At 59.0% G+C, this 17508-nt stretch carries 15 protein-coding genes; 7 read left to right on the forward strand and 8 right to left on the reverse strand.

Annotated elements, in window-relative coordinates:
• Positions 1-159 precede the first annotated feature (159 nt).
• On the forward strand, positions 160-1437 hold the full coding sequence (locus tag BW974_RS18365; protein ID WP_076431698.1) for an MFS transporter: 1278 nt from the start codon (positions 160-162) through the stop codon (positions 1435-1437).
• 45 nt (positions 1438-1482) lie between these two features.
• Here the strand turns inward: BW974_RS18365 and BW974_RS18370 are convergent, their stop codons facing one another.
• Positions 1483-1677, reverse strand: coding sequence for a DUF5786 family protein (locus BW974_RS18370; protein ID WP_076431699.1), 195 nt, complete (start codon positions 1675-1677; stop codon positions 1483-1485).
• Between the two features lie 111 nt (positions 1678-1788).
• Here BW974_RS18370 and BW974_RS18375 point away from each other — a divergent pair, with 111 nt between their 5' ends.
• From BW974_RS18375 to BW974_RS18385, 4 genes are all read left to right on the forward strand, one after another.
• Positions 1789-4659: a bacterio-opsin activator domain-containing protein gene (locus tag BW974_RS18375; protein WP_076431700.1), complete on the forward strand. Its 2871-nt coding sequence runs from the start codon at positions 1789-1791 to the stop codon at positions 4657-4659.
• Positions 4660-4794: 135 nt separating this feature from the next.
• The gene (locus BW974_RS24915) at positions 4795-4938 is read left to right on the forward strand and encodes a rubrerythrin-like domain-containing protein (protein WP_139328935.1); all 144 of its coding nucleotides are present in this window, start codon (positions 4795-4797) and stop codon (positions 4936-4938) included.
• A gap of 5 nt (positions 4939-4943) precedes the next feature.
• Positions 4944-6242, forward strand: coding sequence for a glutamate dehydrogenase GdhB (gene gdhB, locus BW974_RS18380; protein ID WP_076432228.1), 1299 nt, complete (start codon positions 4944-4946; stop codon positions 6240-6242).
• An 80-nt stretch (positions 6243-6322) separates the two neighbouring features.
• Positions 6323-6664 (forward strand): DUF6176 family protein, encoded by a 342-nt coding sequence (locus BW974_RS18385; RefSeq protein WP_076431701.1) that lies wholly within the window; start codon positions 6323-6325, stop codon positions 6662-6664.
• A 33-nt stretch (positions 6665-6697) separates the two neighbouring features.
• Here BW974_RS18385 and BW974_RS18390 read toward each other — a convergent pair whose 3' ends face one another.
• Together BW974_RS18390 and BW974_RS18395 are read right to left on the reverse strand one after the other, a co-directional pair.
• Positions 6698-9229 carry a penicillin acylase family protein gene (locus tag BW974_RS18390; RefSeq protein WP_076431703.1) on the reverse strand — a complete coding sequence of 844 codons (2532 nt, stop codon included), beginning with the start codon at positions 9227-9229 and terminating at the stop codon, positions 6698-6700.
• 86 nt (positions 9230-9315) lie between these two features.
• A complete protein-coding gene (locus BW974_RS18395) occupies positions 9316-10320 on the reverse strand; it encodes an LLM class flavin-dependent oxidoreductase (protein ID WP_076431705.1) in 1005 nt (334 codons plus the stop codon).
• A 123-nt stretch (positions 10321-10443) separates the two neighbouring features.
• Here BW974_RS18395 and BW974_RS27045 point away from each other — a divergent pair, with 123 nt between their 5' ends.
• Positions 10444-10572, forward strand: coding sequence for a hypothetical protein (locus BW974_RS27045; RefSeq protein WP_281247716.1), 129 nt, complete (start codon positions 10444-10446; stop codon positions 10570-10572).
• Positions 10573-10823: 251 nt separating this feature from the next.
• On the opposite strand, the gene BW974_RS18400 is transcribed toward BW974_RS27045, so the two are convergent.
• Complete coding sequence (locus BW974_RS18400) at positions 10824-12098, reverse strand: M24 family metallopeptidase (RefSeq protein ID WP_076431707.1); 1275 nt, start codon at positions 12096-12098, stop codon at positions 10824-10826.
• Positions 12099-12216: 118 nt separating this feature from the next.
• Between BW974_RS18400 and BW974_RS18405 the strand changes: the two genes are divergently transcribed.
• Positions 12217-12717, forward strand: coding sequence for a VOC family protein (locus BW974_RS18405; RefSeq protein ID WP_076431709.1), 501 nt, complete (start codon positions 12217-12219; stop codon positions 12715-12717).
• 24 nt (positions 12718-12741) lie between these two features.
• Here BW974_RS18405 and BW974_RS18410 read toward each other — a convergent pair whose 3' ends face one another.
• Genes BW974_RS18410 through BW974_RS18425 form a run of 4 tightly spaced genes read right to left on the reverse strand, consistent with a single transcriptional unit; the run spans position 12742 to position 17433 of the window.
• Complete coding sequence (locus BW974_RS18410; protein WP_076431711.1) at positions 12742-13455, reverse strand: ABC transporter ATP-binding protein; 714 nt, start codon at positions 13453-13455, stop codon at positions 12742-12744.
• 3 nt (positions 13456-13458) lie between these two features.
• The gene (locus BW974_RS18415) at positions 13459-14211 is read right to left on the reverse strand and encodes an ABC transporter ATP-binding protein (RefSeq protein WP_076431712.1); all 753 of its coding nucleotides are present in this window, start codon (positions 14209-14211) and stop codon (positions 13459-13461) included.
• Positions 14211-16181, reverse strand: a complete 1971-nt coding sequence (locus BW974_RS18420) for an ABC transporter permease (RefSeq protein WP_076431714.1) — start codon at positions 16179-16181, stop codon at positions 14211-14213. The genes BW974_RS18415 and BW974_RS18420 overlap by 1 nt, the downstream gene beginning before the upstream one ends.
• A gap of 1 nt (position 16182) precedes the next feature.
• Positions 16183-17433 carry an ABC transporter substrate-binding protein gene (locus tag BW974_RS18425; protein WP_084186380.1) on the reverse strand — a complete coding sequence of 417 codons (1251 nt, stop codon included), beginning with the start codon at positions 17431-17433 and terminating at the stop codon, positions 16183-16185.
• Between the last annotated feature and the right edge of the window lie 75 nt (positions 17434-17508).

A 17508-nucleotide genomic window follows, 5' to 3' on the forward strand; every position in this document is an offset into this window, starting at 1 on the left:
TGAATAGTTCAAATCGCTGTTCTCCCGGAGAGGCTTCGTTCTCAACAGTGTCAACTATTCAACTAAAATTAATATCTGCTAACACTTTTTACTACCACCAAGGACTGTTATTACGGGAATACGTTCGTCACCCGATTCGAAACTCACGCTAATATATCCATGCTTCACGACACTTGGACGCGTCCGCCGCCTGTCATTCTGAAATACTATCTCTTCCAAGCGACGATGAGCTTCGGGTTCTTTTGGCCCGTGTTTACGATTTTCCTCCTGAACCGTGGCCTGAACTACACGCAAATCGGTCTTCTCGGAAGCGTCTCGGCGGCGTTCATCGTCGTCGGCGAAATTCCGTCCGGATACCTCAGCGATTACATCGGTCGCCGCCGGAGCCTCCTGCTCGGAAATATCCTGCTCGCGCTCTCGGTGTTCGGCTTCGTCGTTGCGCAGACGTTTGCCGCGTTCGCAGTACTCTGGATTCTGTGGGCGCTCGGAATCGCATTCCAGTCGGGGAGCGGCGATGCGTGGCTCTACGATACGCTGCAAGACCGACTTCGCGAAGCGGAATACACTCGCGTCCGAGGACGAGGCGGGTCGGTGAATCAGTGGGTGAGCGCCGGAACGATGCTCACTGCCGGATTTCTCTACAGCCTCGACCCTCGGTTACCGTTCGTGGCGGGTGGCCTCCTGCTTCTCTCTGGAGTTCCCGTTTTGCTCTCTTTGCCCGCATCGGGTCGCCACGCAAACGACGATGACGACGACAGCACCGATAGCGACGACACCGACGATGACGATACTGTCGATGATGACGATGACGACGAGTTCACGATTTTGGACGCGATTCCGGTTATCCGGCGAAAGCTATCGGAACCACCGCTTCGCTCGTTCGTCCTGTACACAGCGCTGTTTTTCGCCATTATCAACGCGGCGGACGAGTTTATTCAGCCGATTGCGACGCAACGGCTTTCACTGCCGCAGGAGGGACTCGGCCCACTCTACACCGCGTTCAGCGTCGTCGCCGCCATCGCAAGTTACCACGCCGGAACCATCGAGAACTACCTCTCAACTCGCTGGGCAGTGCTCCTCATCCCCGCTCTGGTCGGGATTTTCTTCGTCGCTCCGCTGTTCTTTCCGCTCGCGGCGTTTCCGCTGTTTTTCGTCATGAAATCCGCGAACACGGTGATGAAACCGATTGCGAGCGGCTACATCAACGAACACACCGAATCCGTCGGTCGGGCAACGGTGCTCAGTGCGGTTTCGATGGTGTACGCGCTGGTTCGCCTTCCGCTCAAACCGCTCGTCGGCGTCGTCGCCGACGTTCGAACGCCGCTCGTTGCACTCGCGGCGCTGGGTTGTTTCTTCCTCGCTTGCGTCGTCGTTTTTCACACGCTCGAATCACCGGTCGGTTCCGTCGAAGCGGAGACTGGCGTCTCGTCGGACTGAGCTTTGCTCCGAAAACAAAGAAAATCGAAAACAGAGCGGGTGACGCTACGACTCGTCTTCCGTCTCGTCGTCTTTCATATCGCCGAGTTTGGCGATGAGTTCGTCGCTGGAGGCATCGCTGTCGAACGTGATTTCGCCCTTATGGTCGTTTTCGTGGACGTTGACGGCGCTCGACTCGTCCATGTTGGAGTCCTGTTCTCGGTTCTGTTGCTCAGATTCGTCGTAGCTTCCAAAACCCATATTTGAACTTATCGTCCGAACTCACTAAAGGCATGCGGTATTCGGACGCTTCGTGATACGGTTGTATCGTAGACCGACGTTATTTACGTCCACTCGCTCCAACCTTCGCAGATGAACCGGAATCGACGTTCGACCGACAGTCCAACGGGGTCGATTTCCGTCCTCGTCGTCGGCGACCCACACTGGCGACAGCGTCTCGTCTCCGGACTCTCGGACCCCGACGAAACGCTCGTCACGACGGCGGTTCGCGGCCACGACGGATACGAATGGCTGACCTCACAACCGGGTGAGGTTGACTGCATCGTCTGTTCGCTCGACCTTCCGGATATGACAGGTGTGGAATTTCTGGAAGTCGTCCGCGCTGTGTATCCCGACCTCCCCGTTATCCTCGTCGCTAGTGACGGTGACGAAGCGATAGCGAGTCGTGCCGTCGCGGCAGATGTGACCGACTACATCATCAGCGACGGACGACCGACCCTCGATGACGACCTGTTTCGACGGATTCGACAAGCGGCGGTCCAGTACCAAGTCGATACGACGCGCCGTCGGCAGGCACACCAGTTCGAGGCACTGTTCAACGACCCGGAAACGTTTACATGGGTCGTTGCACCGAACGGCCGACTCCTCCGGACGAATCGAACCGCACTCGATTTCCTCGACACCACGCCGAACTCGTTCACGGGAATGTCCTTTGCCGACTCCCCGTGGTGGGCGGATTCCGACACGACCGCGGAGGAGATTCGCGACGCCCTTCGAACCGCTAAGCAGAGTGACGTCACTCGATTCGAAACCGAGTTACGAAATTCGGATGGTCGTGTCGAACTCGACCTTTCGTTCCGTCCCGTGACGAACCGAGACGGTGCCGTCGTCAGCATCGTCGTCGAGGGAACCGACGTAACGCAGCGCGCTCATCTCGAACGTGAACTCCGGGAATCGGAGGAACTCCATCGAGTCACGCTCAACAACATGACCGACACCGTTCTCGTCACGAACGACGACGGGGAGTTCACGTATATCTGTCCCAACGTCCACTTCATTTTCGGCTACTCAGTCGAGGAGTTACGCGAATTTGGAACCATCGACGCGCTTCTCGGTGACGACCTCTTCGAACGAGAAGTGCTCGAAGGCGAAGGCGTTCTCACGAACGTCGAATGTACCGCTACCGACAAAGCAGGACGGGAACACACGCTTCTCGTCAACGTTCGTCGCGTCTCGATTCAAGGAGGGACAACCCTCTACAGCTGTCGTGACATCACGAAGAGAAAGGAGCGAGAACGGGCACTGACAGCACTTCATCGGACGACTCGCGACCTTCTCTACGCCGAAACCGAACAGGAAATAGCAGAACTCGTCATCGACGACGCAACCGACATTTTCGACCGCGAAGAGTGTGCCATCTACCGTTTCGACGACGTGAAAAACGAACTGTGGCCCGCGGCGGCGACTGACACAATGTCGGCAGTTCACGGCGAACTGCCGACCGTCGGACTCAACGAGCAAAGCAGCGCGGGACGGTCGTTCATCGAACAAACCTCGTTGCCGTTCGATGATGGAATCGTTCCCGGCGACCCCTTCGCTTCCGTCGTCAACGGACGGGACGGACTGTTCGTTCCGCTTCGCGACCATGGGATTTTGATCGTCGGCGACGAACGGGCCACGCTCGACGAGGTGACCGCCGAGATAATCGACCTCCTCGCCGCAACCGTCGAGGCGGCACTTGACCGTATCGAACGTGAGGACGAACTCAGAGAGCGCGACCGGGAACTGCAACGGCGAAATCGACAGCTCTCTCGACTCAATCAAACCAATGAAATAATTCGAGACATCGACCAAGCCCTCGTCCAAGCGGCATCGCGCGAGGAAATCGAACACGCCGTTTGCGAGCGACTGACGACGGATGACAGGTTCGAGTTCGCATGGGTCGGCGCTCCGGACCCGGGTACCGAAACCCTCCGTCCGCGAGCGTGGTTCGGAGACGACGGTGGGTATCTGGACACTGTCGAAATCACGTCGGACGAACCCGCCGAACGAGCGTTTTCGACGGAATCTACCGCCGCGGTTCCGAACGTCGCGGACGACCTCCAAGGCGAACCGTGGCGACGGGAGGCACTTTCGAGCGGATTTCAATGCGTCATCGCCGTCCCGCTGGTTCACGACGGTGTCGTGTACGGGGTGTTGGCCGTGTACGCTGGACAGCCGAATGCGTTCGACCAACGAGGACAGACAGTTCTTTCGGAACTGGGTGAAACCATCGCCTCTGCGATTCGCTCTGTCGAGCGAAAACACGCGTTGTTGAGCGATTCCGTCACCGAACTCGAATACAGGATTCGGGATTCGAACTGTGTCCTTCGAACGCTTGCGCGAAAAGCCGGTTGTTCCCTCGAACTGAAGGGTGGTGTCCGTGAGACGGAAACCGGTGTCAGACTACTCGTCGCTGTCGATGATGGCTCTTCTGAGGATGTCGTTTCCGTCGCGGACGAAACCGTCGCCGTCAAATCGGCATCTGCTGTTTCCACGAATCACGATGCTGCTCTCGTTCAGTTGACGATTTCCGCGCCGTTCATCGCGACGAAGGTGGCCGAACACGGTGCGACGCTCGAACGGTTCGGAGCGAACGGCGAGGAAGCGACTGCGACGGTGTTCGTTCCCTCTCCGGTGACGACGCATACGGTCGATGACATCGTTTCACGCGAGTATCCCGACTCGGAGTTGGTTGCACAGCGTGAACGCGAACACCCACCGACTACCAATCGTCAGTTCCGAAACGAGTTTCTGCAGACGGTTACGGATAGGCAACTCGAAGTCGTCCAGACCGCATACTACAGCGGCTATTTCGATTCTCCCAGACGGAGTGACGGGAAAGCGGTTGCGTCCATGCTCGACATCTCCCCGGCGGCGTTTTACGAGCACTCTCGGAAGGTACAACGGAAACTCTTCGAGACGGTGTTCGACCGAACGATTTCCGTTTCGAACACCGGTTGACTATCTAGGCTATTTTGATCCTGCAAACCTCACTATTCAACGAGCTATTACTTGCCACTCTCGCAAAAATTGCACGACGTGGCGACGACAGAGTGGTGCTGTGAGTACCCAGTTCGTCGCTCAGGAGCAACCTCGATGCGAGATATAGAACACGACTCGACGACCGAATCGCAGTACGAATGTGTTGGCTGTGGAACTATTGTAACCGCCGGATACCACCCCGGTTCGTGTGATGACTGTGGCATCGGTTTCCGAAATCGGCGAACACCGCTCGAATGACCCCGATGGCAAACACTGCAAACTCCGGAACTACGACGGAGCGCGACGAATCGAACGACGACGTGTCTGAATCCGCGCTCGACACCGCTCGGCGACAGTTGAACAGGGCGGCGACGCACCTCGACATCGACCCGAACATCATCAAGCGACTTCGCCACCCAGCTCGCGTTCAGCGGGTCACTGTGCCGCTGAAACGTGATGACGGTTCCGTCGAGGTGTTCACCGGCTACCGCGCCCAACACGACGACGTTCGCGGCCCGTACAAGGGCGGTATGCGGTACCACCCCGGTGTAACCGAGGAGGAGTGTATCGGCCTCTCGATGTGGATGACGTGGAAATGCGCCGTGATGGACATTCCGTTCGGCGGCGCGAAAGGTGGTGTCGTCGTCAACTCGAAACAGCTCTCTTCGGCGGAAACGGAGCGTCTGACGCGCCGATTCGCACAGGAACTTCGGGAGGTTGTCGGCCCGACGACCGATATTCCCGCACCGGACATGGGAACAGATTCGCAAACGATGGCGTGGTTCATGGACGCCTACTCGATGCAGGAAGGGGAAACCCAACCCGGCGTCGTCACGGGAAAACCGCCGGTAATCGGTGGTTCGTTCGGGCGCGAGGAAGCGCCGGGTCGTTCCGTCGCGCTCATCGTTCGTGAAGCATGTGAGTACTACGAGTACGGACTCGACGGAACCACTGTCGCCGTGCAGGGATTCGGAAGTGTCGGTGCGAACGCCGCCCGACTTCTGGATGAGTGGGGCGCGACGGTGGTCGCCGTTTCCGACGTTAACGGCGCGGCGTACAACCCGGACGGTATCGACACCGAAACGGTGCCATCGCACGAGGAAGAACCTGAAGCAGTCACCCAATACGGCGACGAAACCATCGGGAACGAAGAGTTGTTGACGCTCGACGTGGACGTTCTCATCCCTGCCGCGGTGGGGAACGTTCTTACGCAAATGAACGCCGACGACGTGCAAGCGAATCTCGTGGTTGAGGGGGCGAACGGACCGACGACTTCGATGGCCGATACTATCCTCGAAGAAAACGGTATTCCGGTCATCCCGGACATTCTCGCCAACGCGGGCGGCGTGACGGTATCGTACTTCGAATGGTTGCAGGACATCAACCGACGCCAGTGGTCGCTCTCCCGCGTCAACGACGAACTCGAATCCGAGATGCTGGGCGCGTGGAACGACGTTCGCGCCGAAGTCGAAGACCGAGACACAACGTGGCGCGACGCCGCCTACATCGTGGCATTGTCGCGTATCGCGGACGCACACGAAGCGCGTGGACTGTGGCCCTGAGTTCTTCCCCACTGTTTCGTTCCGACGGCTGATTTCCGCGAGGCGACACATTCACTATTTTCGCCCGACCAGTTCGACCCATGTCGGAAGTCGTTCTCGTCAGACAGCAACTCCGTCCCAGAAAAACAGAGAAACTGCGGGAGTGGTGCGCCGAACTCGAAGCGCGGGAAGACGAAGTGATGGAAACCCTCGACAACGAGCGCGTTTTCACCGAAGCCAGATTCCTTCGCTCGAGCGAGGACGGGGACTTCCTCTTTACGTTCATGGAAGCGGACGATATCGAAGCGACGAAAGAAGCGGTCGAAGCGTCGGAGTTCGACATCGACGACGACCATGCCGAGGTGATGGACGATGTGCTCGTATCGGGGAGTACTGAACTGCTCACGCCGCTCGACTATTTCTCGAATTCGGCGAGGATGTAGAACAACGGAAACGATGGGGTATGGTCGTCGCCTTTATGATTGTATCGTTTTCTCCGACTCCGTCGCCTCGTCTATCTCATCGTCGGTAAACAGGAGGTCTTTGTACTCGAACGCGACGAACATCTCTAGTTGGTCGTCGTAATGTTCGTCCGGCGTTCCGTCGGGGGCGACGTAACCGGAATTCCCCGGCGGAAGGATGTTTTCCCCGCGTATTTCCGCACCCATCCGGACGATGTGATTTTCCGTTCCGCGATTCAAAAAGGGCATATCGCCGGCATCGCCAACCCCAATCGGCATACCGAACAGGGCCATGTTGTCGAGTTCATCGACCTCCGCAGACTGTTGCCAGTTCGAAACGTCGCACCCATACTCGTCTTCGAGCGCGGTGACCGTTTCGCGGAATGCATCCCGAAACACGCAGTCCGGTTGACCGTCGAAGTAATCCACCGCGGTTTCGAGTGTAGTTTCTTCCGGGTGGAGCGCCCGCATTAGGGTTCCGTGGCCGTATCGATAGTCGAGGAAGTAGTTCGCTTGGTCGTATGCGTCGCCGAACACCGGACTGAAGGTCTTTTCCAGCAGACGCGGAAAAAACGCGTCGAACACGGTAAATCCGACCGGATACGACCCGCCGAATTCCGCCCCGTCACCCTGTCGATAGTCGTTCCATCTTCGGAGCGCGTTCAGGGCATCTCGTTCGATTTTCGAAAGCTCCGACCCTTTGAGCGAATCGAGGAGGTGGTCTTTGTACCGAATCGCACGCAAATCGACGAACGAGATGTCGTAGACGATGTCTTTCACGTCTTCGTATCGGACGCCCCCACGCTCGATGCGGCGTTCCACGAGATTGATGATGCGCTGAACGCGGTGGTCGGTTCCCCACGAATAACTCAGGTCGCCGTTGTCCCAGTCCGGCGCGGGTTTGTTGTTCCACTGCGCCGAGTATCCAGAAGGGGGGTTGATGGCGTACGGAACCTCGTCGTCCGCCGCTCGGAGATAGTCGTCCTCGGTCAGTTCGTGTTTCGTGCCGTCCGCCGGAAGTCTGGTGTCCCACGGGACGTTCTCCGCGTCGGGGTACCGACCGAGATGGAAGTATCCGATATCGTCCCCTCCGGCCCACATGAAGTTCAGAGCGTAATCACACTGTTGGGCGGCCTCCCCGTACTCGTGAACGTCGCTTGCGAACTGCGCGTCGTAGAACGCTCGCCAACAGTTCATGTCGCGTCCTTCGAAACCGCGCGTTTGCGCGAGTGCTTCGCCCGTATCCGGACTGTACTGCGTGACGGTCCCGTGATGCGTCCACCGGAGTGTGATGGTTTCGTCCGGTGCATCGGCGATTGGTATCGTCTCATCTCGTTCCTTTACATCGCGCAATTCACCACGGAACTCGTATTGGTCAGCAGACTCCTCGCGTGGAACGATGGACTCCACGAACGTCTGAATCGAGTTGTCGATTCCTGCCGTACTGGTAAACGCTCCGTCCTCATTGTGGCCGAACATCACGAACGGATAGCCTGTCACGGTCGAGCCGGAAATATCGAAACCGGGGCCGTGAAGGCCGATTTCGTACATCACGGAGGGCGTGGAAAAGCCCATCTGCGGGCCACCCATCAGCAGTGGGTCGCCGCTTTCCGTCACGTCCCCGTGAACGGCGAGGGCGTTGCTCCCCAACTTGATTGGTAGCCCGAGTCCGTCCAATCCCTGTGCGATGGTTCCGATTCGTTCCATCTCGGCGTCGTGTACCGCGCTGGCATCGTTCGGAATTCTGAAATCGCCGCCGGTAACGCGGTTGCTTCGTCCACCGACGACGCTGCCGTCCATCGAATCGGTTTTATCTCGACCGCTTGGCGTCGTTCCCGCGTTTTCGTAGGGTGGTACGTACCCTTCTCCGGACTGCTCGGTCGAGGTCGGCGCTCCGGGGTCGTCACCCCACTGAAGGTCACGAAAAAGGGCCATCGCCTTCTCCTCGGAGTAGGTTTCACGAAGTCGCTCGAGAACCGCAGAACCAAGCGTTTCCAACTGAAATCCCGAAAAGTACGCCATCGTGCCGACGAAGACGCCCGCAACGTCTTCCATCGTCCACTCGTCGGGTTCGAATCCTGCCTCGACGAAGCCCTTGTGCCACTCCCGCTCTCCACCTTTTACCGCTTCGATGTACCGGTTGATGCCCTCGGCGAATGCCGAAATGACGGTACGATGTTCGCCATCCAGTTGGGTCGCTATCTGCTCCTCGAGGGGTGTTTGGGTAAAATGCGTCCGCCGCGATGCTTTGTCGAACTCGACCCAGTCGCTTCCGAGGACTTCCGAGACCGTCCCGTGGTAGAACCGCCGCGAAAGTTCCAGTTGATACAGTCGGTCTTCGGCAGTCGCGTAGCCATACCCGAAAAACGTCGGTGCGGAATCGTCCGCCTCACGAGCGTACACGTGCGCGACGCCGTATTCGTCGCGCTTTATCGTCACCTCGTCTGTTTTGGTTTCATTCCGTTGATATCCGAGCGATTTCGAACTGACGATTGTTCCCGCCGCGATACCGCCGCCGAGTTTCAGAAGCGACCGTCTGGTGGTCATGGGTTCGTATACTGTATCTAAACATTACGGTTTATAATTATAGTATCCGGAAAAGCGGGAATATATTTATAAAATTTGAAAAATAATTAGGAGACGAGTGGTTTGACTTCCTCACCCAGCCGCTCGATACACTCGACCATCGCGTCGGTGCCGATGCCGGGATGGTAGGTGCGGAAGATGAAATGGATGTCGTCGCCCAGTGCATCGCGGTATTCGTTCAGTTCCTCCGCGACCTGTTCGGGCGTGCCGAAGATGGCCTGTTCTTTCAGTTCTTGCTTTCGCTCGTCGTCCAACTCGTCCACCGATTCGCCGGAGAAAATCTCCGCGTACCGTCGCTGGATGTAGAAGTACCCCGGTTTCATCGCTTCCCACGCCTCCTCTTTCGAGTCGGCGATGAAGCCGTGCTGGAGGACGTACACGGAGAAATCGCCCTCGATACCTTCTTCTTCTCGAACGCGCTCGATGTCCTTTTTTCGTTTCCTGACTCCTTCGATTGAAATCGAGGAGGGCGCACACCACGCGTCCGCGACCCGCGCGGCGCGCCGAACGGCGGGTCTGACCGACCCGCCGAACATGATGGGTACGTCGGATTCGGGTTTCGGCGTCACGCTCACGTCGGGCGAGACGTCGTGGAATTCGGCATCGTAGTCGAGTTCCCCGTCCGACCACGACGCTCGCAGAAGCTTCGTCAGGTCGGTCATGCGTTCCACTCGTTCCTCTCGCGGAACGCCGAAGGATTCGAACTCGCGCGGGTTCGACCCGATTGCCAGTCCGAGCGTCAGTCGTCCGTCTGCGAGTAAATCGACCGTCGCGGCATCCTCCGCGAGTCGGACGCCGTCATAAAGCGGCGCGAGGGCGATGCAGGTTCCGAGTTCGACGTTCTCGGTTCGCGCGGCGAGTGCCCCGAGCGAGGGCATCGTGGCCGGGAGATAACCGTCCTCGGCGAAGTGGTGTTCCGATACCCACATGCTGTCGAGTCCGGCGGAGTCGATGGTCTCGCCGAGCGTGAGCATCTCGTCGTAAATCTCGGTCATCGAGCGGTCGTCGTCGGGTCGTCGCTGGCAGGTGAACAGCCCTGTCCCGAGCTTCATGGTCGCAAATCGCAGGCCGTCGTCTTAATGGTTTATAAGGATGAATCTCGACACAACTTTATTCCGGGATGAAATTCTTTCCATACAAGACTTATACCGAATCTCGATGGTGCTAGAACCATAATGAATGGTCCAAGCACCAGTACCGGCCCGAAAAAGCCGGATGACTCGATTCTCAACGTATTCAAGCCCGTGGTGGTGCTCGTCGTGATGATTCTGTTGTTGTTCGCCTTGGTATATTACGTTGGATAGTACTAGGTAGGTGGTTTTTCTGTGGTTTACTAATCGAGTGTCCGTAGAGCCAGTTTCCTGTCTGTGGAACTGTCGCTAGGTAGTGCCGACAGCACATAACCGCCACCGTACCACAACAACCCATACCCTCCCCAACGACTGCGTTTCTCGGTCACTCTCCTCTCGCTCACGAGAACGGAATCGCCATCTCTGTACAACAACGAAAAATCCACAAACGATACTGAACACCCGTAAAACTGACTTTCTGGTGCTTAGTGGCTAATCTCTGTAATCTCCTCAACAGGCCACTGACTGAGAATCTCCACACCGTTTTCGCGCACGACGACCATCTCTTCAACACGCACACCCTGTCTGTCTGCGGGTTCCATCGTCTCGACGGCCATAGTCATGCCTTCCTCGATTTCGATTGGGTGGTCGGGCGAGATGCCGCGCCAGATGAGGGGGACTTCGTACAGTTGCAGGCCGAGTCCGTGCGCCCAGTGGTTGGTCGTCATCTGCCAGTGGTCGGTCGCGTCGTACCAGTCGGCGTGTTCGCCCTCCATGTCGGGGAAGCCCTGCGAAATCTCGTCTGTGGTCGCGCCGGGTTCGATTCGCTCCAGCACGTCGTAGAGGTTGTCGCGGGCGATTTCGTAGGCGTCCTGCTGGGCTTGCGTCGGTTCGCCCAAGCTAAACGTTCGGTAGTAACAGGAGCGATAGCCCATGAAGCCGATGTTGTAGAAGTCGGCGTAGACGAGGTCGCCGGGACGCATGATTCGGTCGGTCGTGTTCGCCTGATGCTTCGGCCACGTGTTCGGTCCCGAAGTTACATAGCCGCCCTGCACCATCGCGCCGAGACTCCAGAGTTCGCGGGTGGCTTCGCCCCAGACTTCGGACTCGCGCTTGCCGGGTTTCGCCGTCTCGGTAATCCGCTGGAATCCGGCCTCACACAGCGCGGCGACCATCCGCAGACATTCGATTTCGTCGCGCGTTTTAACCTTGCGTGCGCTCTCCATCACTTCCGCGCACTCCTCCGTACGCACGTCCACGCCGCGGTCTTCGAACTTCGAGATGAGCGCGCCGTTGCCGATGTCGATGCCCATCGGTTCTTTCGCCACGCCGTACTCCTCCATCGCCTCGTAGACGAGTCCGGCCATCTTGTCTTTCAGCCAATCGCGGGCCGAATCGCGCCCGGAGGCCCGCGGGACGTTCCCCAATCCGGGGCAGGCGTAGCGAATGTCGGTGAGCCACGGGCAGTTGAATCGCTGGTTGCTCGCGTGGTCTGCCGTGTCCCAGTGGACGATGTCACCGTTTTCGGTCAGCAGAGTGTAGTGGTCAGCACCCGACCCGCCCGTCATGGCCAGTCCGGTCACGTACCGAACGTTCGGGTCGTTGATGAGAAGCATGCTTCCCAGTCCCGCCTCCTGCATTCGTTCGAGAGCGCGCTCCTTTCGCTCCTCGCGCATCCGTTGCATGTCGATTCGTTCCTCCCAATCGACGCCCATCGTCCCGCGCGTTCCTTCCATGAAATCGCGTTGGTAGAATCCCATGTGGGAGGCTACTCGGAGCGCCGTTATGAAATTTCCCGAAACGTCCGTGAGGAATTACCGCCGTTCGCGACGCATTCCGCCTACAGATTCAAGATGGTTCTTCACGTCTCCCCGACGTATGAACACATCCGACGCGCCGATTCGACACGAGACGCCGATTCGGGTAGACCACATCGGCATCGCCGTCGAATCCGTCGAGGAGGCGGAGCCGATTTTGTTCGCGCTCGGATGCGAGCGGATTTCCATCGAGTCCGTCGAAGACCGTTTCAACTGGGCGTACTACAGACTGGGCGACGCATCCAGATTGGAACTCATCGAACCGATTGCCGACGACACCTTTCTCACCGACTTCCTCGACGCGAACGGGCCGGGTCTTCACCACGTCACGCTCGAAGTCGCGGACATCGACGCCGTCATCGAATCGCTCCGGGAAAACGAGATTCGCGTCATCGACCGGGCGGAGTTCGACACGTGGACGGAGGCGTTCGTTTCACCGCGAAATCCGACTGGCGCGCTGTTTCAGTTGATGGAGTATCACGACGATTATCACGAAGAACGGCTTCCGCCGCAGGAGTTGTTCATCAACGAGAGTCGAGTCGGGGAGTTGTTTCAGGGCTAAGAAGGAAGAACTCGAAAACGACCGTTACACGCTGATTCCGAGGTGTTTGTCCATCAGTTCCTCGTCCGCTTCCAACTCCTCGGGCGTTCCCTCGAAGACGATTTTCCCGTGGTCTAATAGATACACCCTGTCCGCCAAGGAAAGCGCGACGGCGACGTTCTGCTCCACGAGAAGCACCGTGATGCCCTCCTCGTTCAAGTCGCGGATGAGGGCTTCGACCCGTTCCACGATGAGGGGCGCAAGCCCCTCTGTCGGTTCGTCCAGCATGAGCAACTCTGCACCGCAGACCAACGCCCGCGCGATGGAGAGCATCTGCTGTTCGCCGCCCGAGAGGTCGGTACCGCGGCTGTTCTGGCGTTCCTGCAAGTTCTCGAACGCTCCGGCGGAAAGCACCTCTTCGACCGTTTTTCGATGCGTGGCGTCGCCGCCGCCGAGGGTTCCGACCGCGAGATTTTCGCGAACCGACAGGCCGGGGAACACCCGGCGCTCTTCGGGCACCAGCGCGACGCCACGTTTGACGGTTTCGACCGGCGAGAGTCCGGCGATGTCCTCGCCGTCGAACCGAATTTTCCCCGCCGTCGGCGGGAGCGCACCCGTGATACTTCGAAGCGTCGTCGTCTTCCCGACGCCGTTTCGCCCGATGAGCGCGACTACTTCGCCCTCCGGAACGTCGAGCGAGACTCCCGACAGCACTTCCGTTTCGCCGTAGCCCGCGTGTAGATTTTCGATTGAGAGCATGACTTACATACCTCCGAGGTACGCTTTCTGCACCTCGTCGTTTTCCGCGACTTCCTGTGGCGTTCCCGTGGCCAGTTCCTTGCCGCGATTCAGCACCGTGATTCGGTCGGAGACGTTCATCACGAGGTCGATGTCGTGTTCGATGAGCAGGAGCGTCCTGTCGGCCAGCACCTCGTCGATGAGTGCCATCGTCCCCTGCGTCTCCTCCACGCTCATTCCGGCGGTGGGTTCGTCCAGCAGGACGACCTGCGGGTCGGTCGCCAGCACCAACCCGATTTCCAGTCTGCGGCGGTCGCCGTAGGCGAGCGCCGCCGCCTGCTCGTCCGCCCGTGCCCCGAGTCCGATTTGGGAAAGCACGTCATCGACGCGCTCGTTAATTTCGGGGAAACTGTCCGCCGGGCGGAACATTCGATTGCCCGCCGTAATCGACTCCCCGGCCATCGCCTGGGCCGAAAGCCGAACGTTTTCCCGAACCGAAAGACCGCCGAAGACGGTCGTGATTTGAAACGACCGTCCGATTCCGCGCCGAACGCGCTCGTGCGGCGGGAGATTCGACACTTCCTCGTCCATGAACCGGACGCTTCCGGAGGTCGGAAAGAGCGCGCCGGTAATCAGGTTGAACAGGGTCGTCTTTCCGGCCCCGTTCGGCCCGATGACGCTCCGGAACTCGCCCGCTTCGACGGCGAGATTCACGTTGTCTGTTGCGACGAGTTCGCCGAACTGGCGGGTCAGGTTCTCGGTTTCGAGCAGTGCCATCAGTTGCTCACCTCCGAGTCGGCGTCAGCGACTGGTTCCGGGCCGCCGCCAGCCTCCTGATTCGTGTACCGGGAGAACATCCCGGGAACCGAAACGAGGCCCTGCGGGACGTAGATGACGAACAGGACGAAGATGAGTCCGAGGACGCCCTGCCACTGTTCCGTGAACGACTGAAGAATCTCTCGTAGACCGAAGAAAACGCCTGCACCGACCATCGGCCCGTAGAGGGTCCCCATTCCGCCGAGGATGGTCATCACGATGACCTCGCCGGATTTTATCCACGCGAGAACCGAGGGCGACGCACCGCCGGTGTGAATCGCCGACAGACCGCCTGCGAGTCCAGCGAGGCCGCCGCTGATGACGAACGCCCGCCGTTTGTAGGCGGTCACGTCGTAGCCGATGAACGAGGCGCGTTCCTCGCTCTCGCGAATGCCTTGTAACACGCTTCCGAACGGCGCGTTCATCATCCGCCGGGCGAACAGATACGACCCGATGACGGCGGCGAGCACGAAGTAGTAGAACAACTCTATTTCGCCGAGTAAGGCGACGTCGCCGACTTCCGGCCCGCCCATGAGTCCATAGACGGGGTCGAAGCCGAACAGGCCGTCTGTTCCCCCGGTGAAGTCCGCTTTTCGAACGAGTTGGAAGAACAACTCCGCGAAGCCGAGCGTGATCATCGAAAAGTACACTCCCGAAACGCGAATCGAGAGGTGGCCGACGACCCACGCGGCGACTGCCGCTACGAGGATTCCGATGCCGAGCGCGACGAAGACCGAGGGCATCCCGTTTTCGACAGTGAGAACCGTGCCGTAGGCTCCCAATCCGAAAAAGAGGACGTGGCCGAGCGAAACGAGTCCGGCGTAGCCCATCACGAAGTCGAGGCTCAGCGCGAACAGCGCCCAAACGAGGATTGTCAGGAGGAGCGAATTGACTTCGTACGAGGTGTACAACACCCCGATTCCGAGGGGTGCGAGCGCGAGCAGACCGACCATGGCCGCGCCGAGACGGAACCGGGTTTGGTCGTCGAGCACGCCGCCGCCACCGCCGGTCAGCAGTTTGCCGCCGCCTTCTGCATCCCATTCAGGGCTTCCGAACAAGCCCTGTGGACGAACGAGCAGAACGCCTATCATCAGCAAGAAGACGACCAGCCCTTCGAGGTTCGGGAGCACCGCGTCGAGTCCGAACGGTGGGCTTCGGAAGAACGTCTCGATAATGCCGACGCCGAAGCCGCCGATGACCGCGCCGCGGAAACTGCCTAAACCGCCGAGAACGACGATGACGAACGCGGGGATGATGACGGAGTTACCCATTCCGGGGTTGACGCTCTGTTTCGCGCCGAGGACGATTCCGGCGAGCGCCGCGAGGAACGCGCCGAAGGCGAAAACCAGCGTGTAGTAGCGGTCGATATCGATGCCGAGGTGGCGAACCATCTCTCGGTCTTGTGCGCCCGCGCGAACCACGAGCCCGAATCGGGTGCGATTCAACAAGAGCCACGTTCCGACGGCCATTACGACGCCGACGGCGATGATGAAGAAGCTGTACTTCGAGTAACTAAAGCCGAGCACGTCCATCGGGCCGCGAAGCAGGGGTGGCTGTGCGAACTGTCTCGGGTTGTCGCCCCAGATGAACGAGATGGTGTCCTTGAAGATGAGCACCAATCCGAACGTGAGCAGGATATGGTACAGCGGATTTCTGCCGTACAGTGGTCGGATGGTACCGCGTTCGATGACCGCCGCGATGACCGCGACGAGGAGCGGCGCGACGAGGAGCGCGACCCAGAATATCGCGCCGCCGGAACCGACGGCGACGATGGCGAACGCGAGATACGCGCCCAGCGCGAAGAACTCGCCGTGCGCGAAGTTGATGACATCCATCACGCCGAAGATGATGGAAAGACCTGCGGCTAGCAGGACGTACACCGCTCCGATTGTGAGACCGTTTAGTAGTTGTTCGAGAACTGCTCCTGCCATATCAGAGCTGACAACCGGTTTGGTCGCAGGCCGGGATGGCGTCGTCACCGCTGACCTCGGTGATGAGTTCCACGTCGGCCATCTCGCCGCCGTTGTAGACGTTCTGTCCGACCCACACCGGGTTTTTGGCTTGGTGGTCGCAGCTTCGGAACTCGTTCTCCCCGAGGAGCGACTGCATCTTCAGTCCGGGAAGCGTCTCGATTACATCGTCCGGGTCGGTGCTTCCGGCCTCTTTGATGCCGTTCGCGACCATCGTGATGGAGTCGTAGGCGACCCGCGCGAAACTGTCGGGTTCGCTGTTGTTCGCGCTCGTGTAGGCATCGACGAACTCTTGATTCGTGCCAGAGTCGAGTTGCGGCACGTATCGCGTTCCACTGTAGATTCCGTCGGCCTTCTCGCCGAGCGCGCCGCGGACGACTTGGAACGACGCCGTCGTGGTCATGATTTCCTTTTGGCCCGTGAGTCCCTGTGCGTTCGCCTGATTGAGGAACTCGATGAGGTCGCCGCCGGTCGAACCGACGACGACCACGTCGGCGTCGGAGTTTTTCATCTGACTGATGAACGAGTCGAAATTCTTCGCGCCGAGTTGCGCCCGAGTGACGCCCGCTTCCGAAAAGTCCGCGTTAGATTCCTGCATGCGCGAACGCCATTCCCGAAGCACCGATTGTCCATAGGCGTAATCCGCGATGTGGAACCAGACGTTGCTTCCGAGGTTGTTCAGCGTCCACTCCGAACAGGCTTCCGCGATTTGTGCCGTGTTTGTCTCGCTTCGGAACACGTACTTGTTGCAGTTTTCGCCGGTTATCGGAATGGCCGCCGCGCCGGGGGAGTAGACGACGCTTTCCTCGCTTGCAAACTCGTTGAGTCCCAACGCGACGGAACTCGAAATCGCGCCCATCATGTACGACGCGCCGTGCTGTTCGACCATCCGTCTCGCTTCCTGTTGGCCGGTTTCGGCGTCCGCCTGCGTGTCGCCGTACTCGGCGTCGATGGTGAAATCGTAATCGTCGCTCTCGTTTATCGTTTTCACCGCGAGTTTCGCGCCCTTTCTCTGCTCCTCGGCGAGTCCGGCGTACGGTCCCGTCATCGGGTTGAGCATCCCGTACTTCACCGTGTCGTCGCTACCGCCACCGCCACCGATGTCGCCGAGACAGCCAGCGACACCCGCGAGTCCCCCCGCCCCGACCGCGCCCAACACGGCGCGGCGAGTCGTTTCGAATCTGTTCTCCTGCCCCGGATTTCTATCCGCCATGGCAACAAGGAACAAGGGGTGGATAATAAATGATTGTATATAATTGACTGACTGTTTTCATGTGAACAGAATTAT

The organism is Haladaptatus litoreus (assembly GCF_900156425.1).
GTDB lineage: Archaea > Halobacteriota > Halobacteria > Halobacteriales > Haladaptataceae > Haladaptatus > Haladaptatus litoreus.

Bases quoted from the DNA above. Each gene is read 5' to 3' on its own strand.
- BW974_RS18365 (WP_076431698.1), top strand. From the start codon at position 160: ATGCTTCACGACACTTGGACGCGTCCGCCGCCTGTCATTCTGAAATAC.
- BW974_RS18370 (WP_076431699.1), bottom strand. From the start codon at position 1,677: ATGGGTTTTGGAAGCTACGACGAATCTGAGCAACAGAACCGAGAACAG.
- BW974_RS18375 (WP_076431700.1), top strand. From the start codon at position 1,789: ATGAACCGGAATCGACGTTCGACCGACAGTCCAACGGGGTCGATTTCC.
- BW974_RS24915 (WP_139328935.1), top strand. From the start codon at position 4,795: ATGCGAGATATAGAACACGACTCGACGACCGAATCGCAGTACGAATGT.
- gdhB (WP_076432228.1), top strand. From the start codon at position 4,944: ATGGCAAACACTGCAAACTCCGGAACTACGACGGAGCGCGACGAATCG.
- BW974_RS18385 (WP_076431701.1), top strand. From the start codon at position 6,323: ATGTCGGAAGTCGTTCTCGTCAGACAGCAACTCCGTCCCAGAAAAACA.
- BW974_RS18390 (WP_076431703.1), bottom strand. From the start codon at position 9,229: ATGACCACCAGACGGTCGCTTCTGAAACTCGGCGGCGGTATCGCGGCG.
- BW974_RS18395 (WP_076431705.1), bottom strand. From the start codon at position 10,320: ATGAAGCTCGGGACAGGGCTGTTCACCTGCCAGCGACGACCCGACGAC.
- BW974_RS27045 (WP_281247716.1), top strand. From the start codon at position 10,444: ATGAATGGTCCAAGCACCAGTACCGGCCCGAAAAAGCCGGATGACTCG.
- BW974_RS18400 (WP_076431707.1), bottom strand. From the start codon at position 12,098: ATGGGATTCTACCAACGCGATTTCATGGAAGGAACGCGCGGGACGATG.
- BW974_RS18405 (WP_076431709.1), top strand. From the start codon at position 12,217: ATGAACACATCCGACGCGCCGATTCGACACGAGACGCCGATTCGGGTA.
- BW974_RS18410 (WP_076431711.1), bottom strand. From the start codon at position 13,455: ATGCTCTCAATCGAAAATCTACACGCGGGCTACGGCGAAACGGAAGTG.
- BW974_RS18415 (WP_076431712.1), bottom strand. From the start codon at position 14,211: ATGGCACTGCTCGAAACCGAGAACCTGACCCGCCAGTTCGGCGAACTC.
- BW974_RS18420 (WP_076431714.1), bottom strand. From the start codon at position 16,181: ATGGCAGGAGCAGTTCTCGAACAACTACTAAACGGTCTCACAATCGGA.
- BW974_RS18425 (WP_084186380.1), bottom strand. From the start codon at position 17,433: ATGGCGGATAGAAATCCGGGGCAGGAGAACAGATTCGAAACGACTCGC.